Origin of the sequence: Xylanimonas ulmi (assembly GCF_004216535.1) — a bacterium.
GTDB lineage: Bacteria > Actinomycetota > Actinomycetes > Actinomycetales > Cellulomonadaceae > Xylanimonas > Xylanimonas ulmi.
Genome location: NZ_SGWX01000001.1, coordinates 1,931,868 through 1,944,187, shown reverse-complemented (window position 1 = coordinate 1,944,187; position 12,320 = coordinate 1,931,868). Strand labels below are relative to the sequence as shown.

The 12,320-nt window shown below is 74.8% G+C and carries 10 protein-coding genes and 2 tRNA genes; 7 read left to right on the top strand and 5 right to left on the bottom strand.

Going from position 1 to position 12,320, the window contains the following annotated elements; genetic code table 11:
• Positions 1–75 precede the first annotated feature (75 nt).
• Both EV386_RS08970 and EV386_RS08965 read right to left on the bottom strand, forming a co-directional pair.
• Complete coding sequence (locus EV386_RS08970) at positions 76–768, bottom strand: ABC transporter permease subunit (RefSeq protein ID WP_130414241.1); 693 nt, start codon at positions 766–768, stop codon at positions 76–78.
• The gene (locus EV386_RS08965; RefSeq protein WP_130414239.1) at positions 765–1,424 is read right to left on the bottom strand and encodes an ABC transporter permease subunit; all 660 of its coding nucleotides are present in this window, start codon (positions 1,422–1,424) and stop codon (positions 765–767) included. Before EV386_RS08965 ends, EV386_RS08970 begins: the two co-directional genes overlap by 4 nt.
• On the opposite strand from EV386_RS08965, the gene EV386_RS08960 reads away from it, so the two are divergent.
• The 3 genes from EV386_RS08960 to EV386_RS08950 all read left to right on the top strand — a co-directional run bounded on the left by EV386_RS08960 (position 1,423) and on the right by EV386_RS08950 (position 6,781).
• Positions 1,423–2,598 carry an ABC transporter ATP-binding protein gene (locus EV386_RS08960; RefSeq protein ID WP_130414237.1) on the top strand — a complete coding sequence of 392 codons (1,176 nt, stop codon included), beginning with the start codon at positions 1,423–1,425 and terminating at the stop codon, positions 2,596–2,598. The two genes, EV386_RS08965 and EV386_RS08960, sit on opposite strands and share 2 nt — an antisense overlap.
• Positions 2,599–2,607: 9 nt before the next feature.
• Positions 2,608–3,516 (top strand): ATP-grasp domain-containing protein, encoded by a 909-nt coding sequence (locus tag EV386_RS08955; protein ID WP_130414235.1) that lies wholly within the window; start codon positions 2,608–2,610, stop codon positions 3,514–3,516.
• A 145-nt stretch (positions 3,517–3,661) separates the two neighbouring features.
• A complete protein-coding gene (locus EV386_RS08950) occupies positions 3,662–6,781 on the top strand; it encodes a family 20 glycosylhydrolase (protein WP_130414233.1) in 3,120 nt (1,039 codons plus the stop codon).
• A 104-nt stretch (positions 6,782–6,885) separates the two neighbouring features.
• On the opposite strand, the gene EV386_RS08945 is transcribed toward EV386_RS08950, so the two are convergent.
• From EV386_RS08945 to EV386_RS08935, 3 genes are all read right to left on the bottom strand, one after another.
• Positions 6,886–6,961: transfer RNA gene (locus tag EV386_RS08945), tRNA-His, on the bottom strand.
• Between the two features lie 59 nt (positions 6,962–7,020).
• Positions 7,021–7,659, bottom strand: coding sequence for an oligoribonuclease (orn, locus tag EV386_RS08940; protein WP_207216499.1), 639 nt, complete (start codon positions 7,657–7,659; stop codon positions 7,021–7,023).
• Between the two features lie 118 nt (positions 7,660–7,777).
• Positions 7,778–7,966, bottom strand: coding sequence for a hypothetical protein (locus EV386_RS08935; protein ID WP_130414231.1), 189 nt, complete (start codon positions 7,964–7,966; stop codon positions 7,778–7,780).
• Between the two features lie 201 nt (positions 7,967–8,167).
• Here EV386_RS08935 and EV386_RS08930 point away from each other — a divergent pair.
• The 4 genes from EV386_RS08930 to EV386_RS08915 all read left to right on the top strand — a co-directional run bounded on the left by EV386_RS08930 (position 8,168) and on the right by EV386_RS08915 (position 12,303).
• A tRNA-Arg gene (locus EV386_RS08930) sits at positions 8,168–8,240 on the top strand.
• Between the two features lie 216 nt (positions 8,241–8,456).
• A complete protein-coding gene (locus EV386_RS08925; RefSeq protein ID WP_130414229.1) occupies positions 8,457–10,118 on the top strand; it encodes a GTPase in 1,662 nt (553 codons plus the stop codon).
• Positions 10,115–11,686, top strand: a complete 1,572-nt coding sequence (locus EV386_RS08920) for a GTPase (RefSeq protein WP_130414227.1) — start codon at positions 10,115–10,117, stop codon at positions 11,684–11,686. The genes EV386_RS08925 and EV386_RS08920 overlap by 4 nt, the downstream gene beginning before the upstream one ends.
• Positions 11,687–11,736: 50 nt before the next feature.
• The gene (locus EV386_RS08915) at positions 11,737–12,303 is read left to right on the top strand and encodes a single-stranded DNA-binding protein (protein WP_130414225.1); all 567 of its coding nucleotides are present in this window, start codon (positions 11,737–11,739) and stop codon (positions 12,301–12,303) included.
• Positions 12,304–12,320: the final 17 nt, after the last annotated feature.

Genomic DNA, 12,320 nt, shown 5'->3' with positions numbered 1-12,320 from the left:
CAAGGTCGTGGCTGGGGTGTGGAGCGATCTGCGCCATTTGACCTCGCGCCACCGACACGGGCAACCGGCGCCAGGTCAGCGGCGCGTCGCTCGGGCGCGCAGCGGGCGCGGTGTCGCCAGGCGCTGTGCGACGGCGAGGACGGCGTCGATGAGCAGGCACAGCCCCGCGACCAGCACGCCGCCCGCGAGCACCTGCCCGTAGCGCTGCGTGCCCATGCCGAACGCGATGACCTGCCCCAGCCCGCCGCCGCCCGCGAGCGCCGCGAGCGGGATGGTCGCCACGACCTGCACGACGGCGGTGCGCACCCCCGCGGCCACCAGCGGCGCGGCGAGGGGCGCCTCGACCTGCCACAGCACGCGCGCGGGCGACAGGCCGAGCCCGCGGGCGGCGTCGCGCGCGGCCGGGTCGGCACCGCGGACGCCGTCGTAGGCGCCCGCGAGCAGCACGGGCGCCGCGAACACGCCCGCCGCGAGGATGGTCGCGGTGTCGCCGAACAGCCCCGCGGTGGCCAGCAGCAGGATGATGGCGAGCGTCGGCAGGGCGCGCGAGGTGTTCGACAGCGCGACGACGATCCCCGACCCGCGCCCGCCCGGCCCGTCGCGGTGGCCGAGCCACGCCCCGAGCGGCAGGGCGAGGGCCGCGGCCGCTCCCACGGCCGCGAGCGTCATGAGCAGGTGTTCGCGCGTCAGGTCCAGCAGTCCGCCGTCGCGTGTCCACACCAGCGGGTCGTTGAGGTAGCGCAGCGCCTGCGCGAGGACGTCGCTCACGCCGCGCTCCGGCGCGCCCACGGCGTCAGCGCCCGCCCCGCAGCCCACAGCGCGGCGTCGAGCGCGAAGGCGAGCAGCAGGCACGCGAGCGTCGCGGCGCTGATCTCGGCGCGGTAGAAGTTGTTGCGGAACCCCTCGAACATCAGCTGCCCGAGGCCCCCGTAGCCGACGACGACGCCGACCGTCACGAGCGCGACCGTCGAGACGGTGGCCAGGCGAAGCCCCGAGACGACGGCGGGCAGCGCGGCGGGCAGCCGCACGCGCATCGTCACCTGCGCGGGCCCGTACCCGAGCCCGCGCGCGGCCTCGACGACGGCAGGGTCGAGCGCCGTCAGGCCCGCGAGCGTCTGGCGCAGCAGCACGAGCAGCGCGTAGAGCACGAGGCCCAACAGCACGGGGGTGCGGCCGATGCCGAGCAGCGGCGCCAGGATCGCGAACAGCGCGAGCGAGGGCACGGTGTAGACCACCGCGGCGACGCCCACGAGCGCGGCGGCCAGGCGCCGTCGTCGGACCACCAGGACAGCGAGCGGGAGCGCGATCGCCGCGGCGATCGCCACCGCCTCGATGGTCAGCAGCAGGTGCTGCCAGGCGCGGGTGGCGAGCAGGTCGGAGTTGTCGAGGACCCACGACCAGCGGAACCACGGGTTGCCGGGCATGACGCGCACGCTACCTGCGCTTAGGTTGGGGCGCGTGTCCGCGCGCATCGAGCTCGACGCCGTCCGCAAGGCATACCCGGCCCGCCGCTCCCGCGGGGGAGCGCGCGCCGAGACGGTCGCGGTCGAGTCCCTGAGCCTGGTGGTCGAGCCGGGCGAGATGCTCGCGCTCGTCGGACCGTCGGGCTGCGGCAAGTCGACGACGCTGCGCATGGTCAACCGGCTCGTCGAGCCGTCGAGCGGACGCGTGCTGCTCGACGGCGTCGACACCGCCACGCTCGACCCGGTGCGGCTGCGCCGCGGCATCGGGTACGTCATCCAGGACGTCGGGCTGCTGCCGCACCGCACCGTCGCCGCGAACGTCGCCACCGTGCCGCGCCTGCTCGGCTGGGACCGGCGGCGCACGAGCGAGCGCGTCGGCGCCGTGCTCGAGCTGGTGGGCCTGCCCGTCGGCGCCTACGGGCGGCGCTTCCCGCACGAGCTGTCGGGCGGTGAGCGCCAGCGGGTCGGGGTCGCCCGCGCACTGGCCACCGACCCGCCCGTGCTGCTGCTCGACGAGCCCTTCGGCGCCGTCGACCCCGAGCTGCGCCGCCGTCTGCAGGCCGAGCTCGCGGGCATCCTCGCCGAGATCGGCTCGACGGTGGTGCTGGTGACGCACGACATCGACGAGGCGGTGCGGCTCGGCGACCGCGTCGCCGTGCTGTCCCGGGGCGGGCGCCTCGAACAGGTCGCCGAGCCGCTCGCCGTGCTCGCCCACCCCGCGACCGCGCGGGTGCGCGACTTCGTGGGCGACGGCGCCTCGTTGCGCATGCTGCCGCTCGCGCGCGTCGAGCGGGCCGATGTGACGAGCCTCGGCCCTGCGGGTCCCGGGATCGGCGCGGCGGATGACCGCGCCGAGGGCGTCGCGGGCCTGCCGTCCGTCGTGCTCGGCGCCCCGCTGAGCGAGGCGTTCGCGGCGCTTGCTGACGGCGTCGGCGCAGGTCGCCCGCCCGGGCCGGGAGCGCCGTCCACGCGCGCCGGGGCGGGCGCCGGGCCGGGGCGCGTCGCCGTCACCGACGCCGCGGGCGCCGTCGTCGGCACGCTCGACGCCGACGGCGTCCTGGCGGCGCTTCGGCGCGCCGCGGACGCCGTCTCGCGGCCCGCCTCAGGGGCCAACGAGGGGCGCGCAGACCGTTAGGCTCGGCCCGTGACCACCAAGCGTGTTGCACTCGCCACCTGTGCCGACCTGCCCTCCCTGAGCGCCGACGACAGGCCGCTCATCCCGGCGCTCGCCGACCGCGACGTGCTCGCCGAGCCTGTCGTGTGGGACGACCCCGCCGTGGACTGGGACGCCTACGACCTCGTCGTCGTCCGCTCGACGTGGGACTACGCGCCGCGCCACGACGAGTTCCTCGCGTGGGCGCAGACCGTGCCGCGCCTGGCCAACCCCGCGCACGTGCTGCGGTGGAACACCGACAAGTCGTACCTGCGCGCGCTGGAGTCGGCGCACGTGCCCGTCATCCCGACCGTCTGGCTCGACCCGGCCCGCCACTTCTCCAAGCGCGCCGTGCACACGCGCATGCCGGCGTTCGGCGACTTCGTGGTCAAGCCGGTGGTGTCGGCCGGCGCCAAGGACACGGGCCGCTACATCCCCGTCAGCGCGCAGTCCCGGGCGATGGCGATCAAGCACACCATGGAGCTGCTCGACTCCAAGCGCTGGGTCATGATCCAGCCCTACGTGACGTCGGTGGACTCCGCGGGCGAGACCTGCCTCACGTTCGTCGACGGCGTCTACCAGCACGCCGCACGCAAGAACGCGCTGCTCACGGGGCCGTCGCAGCCCACCAAGGGGCTGGGGCTGTACATGGAGGAGACGATGTCCGCCGTCCAGGCGACGCCCGAGCAGCTCGCGGTCGCGCAGCGGGCGCTCGAGGTGGCGGCGACGGAGATGGGGCTCGACGGGCCGCTGCTGTACGCGCGCGTGGACCTCGTCACGGGTGACGAGGGGCCGCTCGTCATCGAGCTGGAGCTGACCGAGCCGAGCCTGTGGATGTCGTACAGCGGGCCGGTGCCGACGCTGACGCGGTTCGCGGACGCGATCGCCGCGCGCGTCTGAGCATCGAATGAGACGGGCGTGAGGCGACCGGCGACGGCGTGCGAAGCGCTGTTCTGATCGTTCGGCTGTTCGTTTCTTGGCCGGGCGTGGCGGGGCCACCACAGTGGGGCGCACCTTGACGGACGCCGCATGACTGGAGCCCTGAGTGAACGACCACCCACGATCCCGGCTGCGCCCACGCGTCGCCGGTCTCATCCTGTCGACCCTCGCGCTCGGCACAGCGCTGGGGGCGGGCGCGCCGCCCGCCGCGGCCGCGCCCGAGAGCCGGGACGTCGCCCGCACCGCCGTCGCAAGTGCGGCGTCGGTGTACCCGGACGCCCGGTTCGCCGTCGAGCACGTCAACGACGGCGACCCCGCGACGCGGTGGGGGTCGAAGTACACCCGCACCACCCCGCCCGTGATGCGGTACGACCCCACGAAGGAGTGGGTGCAGCTCGCCTTGGCCGAGCCCACCTACATCCTCAAGGTCGTCCTCGACTGGGAGGCGGCGTACCCCACGGAGTACGACCTGCAGGCCTCCAAGGACGGCGTCGAGTGGACCTCGCTCGCGACGAAGAGCACACCTGTCGGCGCCGCTGCGGACGGGCATGTGCTGCACGAGCTGTTCGTGGACACGAGCGAGGCGTACGCGTTCGTGCGCGTCCAGGCCTCGGCGACCGCCACGAGATACGGGCTGTCGCTCTACCGTTTCGAGGTGTGGGACACGCCCGCGACGAGCGACGACGCGCAGACGGCGCCGACGGGCACGACTGAGCCGGGCGCGACGGGCGGAACCACCACGCCGACCGGGCCGACAGGCCCGTCGACTCCCACGACGTCCACGACCCCCGCGCCGCTCGTGCCGGCGCCGGTGACCCAGCGGGCCCTGCCGGGCGAGCCGTTCCGGCTCACGGCGGACTCGCGCGTCGTCGCGCAGGCGCACCGCGAGGTCGCCGAGGCGCTCGCCGCGCAGTTGCGCCCGGCGACCGGGTTCGCGCTGCCCGTCGCCACGGGTGAGCCGACCGCCGCCGACGTCGCGATCCGCGCGGGGGACCCCGTCGACGGCGCCGCCGCCGGGTACGCGGCCGACGAGTCCTACCGCCTCACCGCCTCCGCCGCGGGAGTGGAGATCGCCGCCTCGACGGGCCACGGCGCGTTCAACGCGACGCGCACGCTGCTGCAGTCGCTCCCGGTCTGGGTCGAGGCCGACACGCCCGCCCACGTCGTCGACTGGGCGGTGGCGCCAACCGCGATCGCGGACTATCCGCGGTTCGCCGCGCGTGGCCTTGCGGTCGACCCCGCCCGCAACTTCGTCGACGTGCCCAGCGTCAAGGCGATCATCGACGAGATGGCCGCGGTCAAGCTCAACCGGCTCCACCTGCACCTGACGGACGACCAGGGCTGGCGGCTGCGGATCGACTCGTGGCCCCGGCTCACCGAGCACGGCGCGTCGTCGTCGATGCGGGGCGGCATCTCCGGCTTCTACACCCAGGCGGACTTCGCCGAGATCGTGCGGTACGCCGCGGACCGGTTCGTCGAGGTCGTGCCCGAGATCGACATGCCCGGGCACTCCGACGCGGCGCTGTCGTCGTACCCCGAGCTGCACTGCGAGGGCGCCGACATCCCCATCCGGGTCACCGGCGGCATCAGCCACAACTCGCTGTGCGTCACCAGCGAGCGCACCTACGAGTTCATCGACGACGTCCTGCGCGAGGTCGCCGCCATCTCCCCGAGCGAGTACATCCACATCGGCGCCGACGAGCCCGAGGGGGTCACGGACGCGCAGTACGGCGACTTCGTGCGACGGGTCGAGCAGATCGCCGCGAAGCACGGCAAGAAGATCATCGGCTGGACGCCCCTGCCCGGAGCCAAGCCCAGCGCCGACGCCGTGCACCAGTACTGGGCCGACCGCAAGAACCATATGAGCAAGGCCTGGTTCGAGGGCGACCGCAAGGTCATCCTGTCGCCGACCGAGCGCGCCTACCTCGACTACCGCTTCGCCGCGGGCCAGAGGCTCGGGTTCCGCGACCCCATCTTCACCACGCGCCGCTCCTACGACTGGGACCCGACGAGCGTCGTCGACCAGACGACTCGCAAGAACCTGAGCGCCGCCTTCGGGCTCGCCGAGCGCAACGTGCTGGGCATCGAGGGCGCCATCTGGGGCGAGACCATGCTGCGCGGACGGCCCGACATCGAGTACATGATCTGGCCGCGCCTGGCCGGGCTCGCCGACAAGGGGTGGGCGCCGCGGCAGCAGACCAGCTCGTTCACCGCGTTCGCGGCGCGTCTGGCGTCCCTGGGCGCACGGCTACAGGTGGCCGGCACGAACTTCTGGGCCGACCCCGAGGTTCCCTGGGCGCCCGCCGTGGCGGGTCTGCGCGTCGAGGCGACGGCCGAGGGCTTCGACGGACCGGTGGCGACGATCGCCGCGCCGGGCGTCGACGTCGCGACCGTGACCGCGACGGTGCGCTGGAGCGACGGCAGCACGTCCGAGGGCGTCGTGACGGGCACAAACGCCGTCGACAGCCGGGCGGCGAGTCTGTTCACCGTCTCCGCGAGGCATGACGCCGCGCCGGGCGACCTCACGGGGTCCGTCGAGGTCCGCATCCGGGGGCGCGCCCCAGTCACCGTGCCGTTCGCGGCGCTCGCCGCTACCGGCACGACGCCTGTGGCGCCGGAGCCGGAGCCCGTGGCGCCGACGCCGGAGCCGACGCCTGTGACGCCGGAGCCGGAGCCTGAGCCTGAGCCGAGCGGGGCGCCCGGCGCGGCGTCGCCGTCCCCGGACGTGACGCCCTCGCCCGGCGTGTCTCCTTCGCCGACCACAGCGGCGCCGGCCGCCCCCGCGACATCATCGGCGCCAGTGGCCGTGCTGGTCGACGGCAAGAGCCCCGCGACGCTCACCGCAGGCGGCGAGCACCGCGTCACGGTGACCGGGCTCGCGCCGCACACCACCGCGAGCCTCGACCTGCGCACCGCATCCGTCCGGCTCGCAGCCGGTCAGACGGACGCGGACGGGGCACTGACCGCCGTCGTGCGCATCCCGGCGGGCACGGCAGCGGGCAAGAACGAGCTGCGCGTGCTCGGCACGGAAGCTCGCGGGGCAGCCGTCGATGAGGCCCGTCCCGTGACGGTGCAGGCCAGCGCGTCGGCCTCGGCCGCGCGGCTCGCATCGACCGGTGGCGCCCCGACCGGACTGGTGATCGCCGCAGGGGCGCTGCTGGTCGCAGGAGCGGCGCTCACGCTCGTCGCACGCGCGCGGCGGGCGAGGGCGACAGCCGGCCGCTGAGCAAGACGGCGCCCCAGCCCCGCGGAGCTCCGCGGGGCTGGGGCGCAAGCACGACGAAGGCCCCGCAGTCCGCGCTCTCGCGACGGACTGCGGGGCCTTCGGGCTGGGGTGGCTAACCGGGCTTGAACCGGCGACCTCCTGGACCACAACCAGGCGCTCTACCAACTGAGCTATAGCCACCACGCGACTCGGCGCCTGAGCACCGGCCGACGGAAATCATACCCGAGGTTCAAGGGCGCTCAGGACACCGCGGGCCGGCGGGTGACCGACGTCTCGCCGATGCGCGCGGCAATCGCCCGGGCCGTCGCCGAGTCCGGGCCCGGCTGCGGAACGAACAGGGCGGCGCGGTAGTACCGCAGCTCGTCGATCGACTCCAGGATGTCGGCCAGGGCGCGGTGCCCGCCGTCCTTCTTGGGGGAGGCGAAGTACACGCGCGGGTACCAGCGGCGGGCGAGCTCCTTGATCGAGCTGACGTCGATGATCCGGTAGTGCAGGTGACCGATCAGCTCGGGCATGTCACGGTCGAGGAACATCTTGTCGGTGCCGACCGAGTTGCCCGCGAGCGGCGCCTTGCCCGGCTCGGGCACCCAGGTGCGCACATAGTCGAGCACGGTCTGCTCGGCCTCGGCCAACGTCCCTCCCGAGGCGAGCTCGTCGAGCAGGCCCGACGTCGTGTGCATCTCGCGCACAAAGTCGCCCATGCCCGCCAGCGCCTGGGCGGGCGGGGCGATGAGCACGTCGACGCCGTCGCCGAGCACGTTGAGCTCGGAGTCGGTCACGACGGCGGCGACCTCGATCAGGGCGTCGGCGCGTGCGTCGAGACCGGTCATCTCGCAATCGATCCACACGATGCGTTCCGTGGTGTTCGCAGGACTCACGGGACCAGACTACGGGCGCCACGCGCGACTGGGCCCCAGCGCCTCACCTGCTGTGACGAGCGGGTGAGCCGGCTGGGGCCCAGTGGGGGTGCGCCGGGAGACCGTCCCGGCACACCGGTCATGCGATGCGCCAGTTGCCGAGGACGACCAGGTACGCGGTCTGCTCCTGGCGCTCGGACGCCGTGCGACGCCGACGCGTCGCGCGCTGCTCGCGCGCCAGGCGTCGGACCTCGCGCGCTTGGGCCGCCTGTCGCAGGCGCCTGTCGTAGTCGGCCCTGGTGACGTACAGGGCGAGTTGCGGATCCATCGTGGGTGACTTCTTTCGTGACGTGGAGTGCGTGGGACGGGCCAGGTCCCCTCCTCCGCCGGCGGGAGCCGGCGGTGCGTCACCGCGGTGCGTGGCCGAGTCTGGCAGCGCGCCATGGCCCGGGGCGAGGTCTTTTTCGCCAGGGCTCCGACGGCATGCGACGTCGTCGCCCGCACGAGGCTCGGTACGATGGCGCCCGACGCCTCCATAGCTCAATGGATAGAGCAACGGCCTTCTAATCCGTAGGTTGCAGGTTCGAGTCCTGCTGGGGGCACTTCGACCAGGGAGAACGGCCTGGGGGCAGGCCCCCGGGATGCACGTCACGCCGTAGGTCACGCGGATTGAGCGTCAGGGCGGCTGCCCTAGACTGCGGTCGTCCGCAGCCAGGCGCGCGCCGCGCCGTCGAACGGCCGCCCAAGCGGACACAAATCTCACCCCCGCCCCGGCGCGCGCGTTTGGCGGGAGGCCGCCGACCAGCCAGGATGACCACGTGACACACGCTCCGGGACCGCGAGCCGCCCGTGCCGTCGCGGGCCGACCCGACCCCGCTGTGGCGGACGAACTCGGGCTGACGGTCTACGACGTCGCACGCGATCTGCGCCGAGACATCGAGGGTGTGCGCCTGCCGCTGCCGATCGACGGCGCGACGCAGGCCGAGGGCTCCCGCGGACGCCTCATCGCGCAACTCGACGAGCACCTGCTCCCGCGCCTGCGTGAGCTGTCGTCGCCGGCGATCGTCGTGGTGGCGGGGTCGACGGGCGCGGGCAAGTCGACGTTGTACAACTCGTTGCTGGGCGAGGAGGTCTCCCAGGCGGGCGTGCTGCGGCCCACGACCCGCGAGCCGGTCCTCGCCTTCAACCCGCTCGACCGTGAGGTGATCCAGGAGGGCCCGGCAACCTCGGCGTCGCGCGTGGTGTTCCACGACGGCGTCCCGCGCGGCACCGCGCTGCTCGACGCGCCCGACCTCGACTCGTTCCTCGCCGACAACCGCTCGACGGCGCAGCAGCTCCTGGAGGCAGCCGACCTGTGGCTGTTCGTCACCACGGCCTCGCGCTACGGCGACGCGCTGCCCTGGCAGGCGCTGTCGCGCGCGACCGAGCGTGGCGCGTCGGTCGCGATGGTGCTCAACCGTGTTCCCCGCGAGACGCTCGCGACCATCCGCGCGGACCTGATGCTGCGGCTGCGCGAGCACGGCATGACCGACGTGCCGCTCTTCGTGGTGCCCGACGTCGGCCCGCACGAGGGTCTGCTCGACCCGCGCACGGTCCAGCCGGTGCGCCGCTGGCTGACGCTGCTGGCCGGCCCCGAGCGGTCGCGCGCCGTGATCGTGCGCACGCTCAAGGGCGCGCTGGGCGCCCTGCCCGCGTGGGTCACGTCGCTGGCCGACGCCGTCGAGGCGCAGGGCGAGGCGGCGGCGGCGATCCGCGCCGCCGTCGAGAGGGAGCGACCCGCCGCCGAGCGGCTGGCGCGTGACGGCGTGCTGGCCGGCGTCGTCGCGGGCGCGTCGGTCGAGGCCCGCTGGCGTGAGCTGTCGGGGCGGGCGAAGGTCGATCGCCTCAAGGTCAAGAACGGGCTCGCGCGCTCGACGGGCCGCGCCGGACGCAAGCGTGAGGAGGCGCTCGACGCACTGCGCGCCGACGTCGAGGCGGCGGCCTCGCGCACGCTGGTCGCCGCGGGAGGCCGCGTCGAGGAGCGGCTGCGGGCCGTGCTCACCGCGCCCGGCGCGCCCGCCGGCGCCGTGGCGGTCGTGCCCGACCACGCCGCACGGACCGCCGCGCGCGAGTCCACCATCGTCGCGTCGGTCACGGCGTGGTCCGCCCAGGACGCCGACGTGGTGGCCGGGCTCGGCGCGGGCGACGACACCGCCCGGGTCGCTGCCGCCGTCAAGGCGTTCGGCCCGCGGGGCCTCGGGTCGCTGCTGCTCGCCTCGGCCGCGGGGAGCGACGACGCCGGGCGGCTGCTCGCGCGTGTGCTCGGCGCCGCGCACACCGACGCCGTCGCCACGCTGCGCGCCGACCTGGCAGACCGCGCGGCGGCCGTCATCGACGGCGAGATCGACGCCGTGCTGGCCGCGCTCGACACCCCGAACCTCGCCGACGACGCGGCCTCCGGGCTGCGGGTGCGGCTCGCCGAGCTCAGGAGGCTGACGTGACCGACGACGCGACGCTGCGCCAACGCACCGACGACCTCGCGCAGGCGCTCGCGGTGGCCGGGCCGCGCCTCGACGCGCCCACCGCGGCGCGCGTGGGGCAGGCCGTCGACGGCGTGCGCGAGCGCCTCGCCCTGGGCATCGACCACACGGTCGTGGCGCTCGCCGGGGGCACCGGCTCGGGCAAGTCGTCGCTGTTCAACAAGATCTCCCGGCTGACGTTCGCGGACGTGGGCATCAAGCGGCCGACGACGGCGCGCGTGACCGCGTGCTCGTGGGATGACGGCGCGCAGGCGCTGCTCGACTGGATCGGTGTGGACCGCGAGCGCCGCATCGTGCAGGCCGACGAGTTGGAGGGCGACGAGGAGCTCGACGGCCTGGTGCTGCTGGATCTGCCCGACCACGACTCGGTCGAGCCGAAGCACCGCGAGGTCGTCGACCGGATCCTGCCGCTGGTCGATCTGCTGATCTGGGTCGTGGACCCGCAGAAGTACGCCGACGACGCGCTGCACTCGGGGTATCTGCGCGAGTCGGTGGGCATGGAGGCGTCCATGCTCGTGCTGCTCAACCAGATCGACACGGTGCCGCCGGCGCGCCGGTCCGAGCTGCTGACGGACCTCGACCGGCTGCTGGAGGACGACGGCCTGGTCGGCGTGCCGGTCATCGCGGTCTCGGCGCGCACCGACGAGGGTGTGGCGCAGGTGCGGGAGCTGCTCGAGGAGGTGTGCGAGCGGCGCACGGTCGCCGCGGGCCGCGCCGCGGGCGAGCTCGACGCGGCCGCGCGGCTGGTGCTGGCGCAACTGCCGGCAGAGGTGCCGTGGCAGCTCGACCAGGCGGTCGCGCGCGAGCTGCCCGCGCTGGTCGAGGCGACCGGACTCGACTCGGTGGCCGGGCAGGTGGGCGCGGCCGTGCGCAACGGGTACGGCATGCCGGAGTTCCCGCCGCCCGACCGGGACGCGGTGACCCTGTCGCGGGCGCGCTGGCTCACCCGCGCCGGGGCGCCGTTGCCCGCGGGCTGGCAGCGCGCGCTGGCCGACACGACGCAGGGCGCGGACGTGCTGCGCACCGCGGTGTTCGAGGCGATGCGCTCGGTGCCGCTCGACGTGAGTGGCCCTGCCCGGGCGCGGCTGCTGCGGCGGATCGGCTGGGCGTTGGGCGGCGCCGGCGTCGTCGTCGGCGTGCTCGCGGGCCTCATGAGCGGCGGGGTGCTCGACCTGGCCGCGCCGTGGCCCGCGGTCGCGTGGGGCGCGGCGGGGGTGCTCGTGCTGGCCGGCCTGGGGCTGACGGTCGGGGTCGTCGTGGCGCGCCGCAGGCTCGCGCGCCGCCGCGCCGAGGGCGTGGCCGCCCAGGGGCGCACGGCGCTCGAACGCGTGTTGGTCGACGGACTGGGAACGCCGACGCAGCGACTGCTGGCCGAGCATCGGCAGGTGCGCGACCTGGCGCAGGGGGCGCGCGAGACTCCGGTCGAGCGGCCCAAGGACACCGCGGCGAGCACGTCCCCAGGCGCCGCCGCGGCGGCGGGGTCCACAGCCTCCACGCCGCCGGGCGCCAGCGGCGGCGCGCACGCCTGATCCTCGGCTCAACGGCCGGCGCTGGGCCGGCCCACGGGCAGGAGGATCTGATGAGCGACGTCACTGTGACGGTGGTCGGACATGTCGGCCAGGACCCGGCGCTGTACACCGCGCCCAGCGGCACCCGCTGGACCTCGATCCGGGTGGCGAGCACGCGCCGGGTGCGCGACCCGCTCTCGGGCGAGTGGGGCGACGGGCCCACCCTGTGGTTCACGGTGCGCGCGTTCGGGGACCGGGCGCTCAACCTGGTCGAGTCGGTGCGCAAGGGCACGCCCGTCGTCGTCACCGGCCGCCTGGCGTTCGAGGAGTTCGAGGGGCGCCGCCAGGAGCGCGGCCCCGACGGCACGACGCACGAGGTCAAGTTCCCCCGCTACGCGCTCGTGGTGGAGAACGCCTCGATCGGCGTCGACCTGGCGCGCGGGAGCGTGCGCTACATGCGCACGGTGCACACGGCAGCCCTCCCGCAGACCATCCCCGGCGCGCCGCCGGACGTCGTCGGGGCGATGCGGGACGGTGACGCGGCGTTGGAGGCCGAGGAGCCGGACGCGCTCGCCGACGACGTCGCACACGACGTCGAGACCGTCGAGGCGGGGGCCCGCGAGACCGCGGGCGCGTGAGGGCCGTAGGCTGGGGG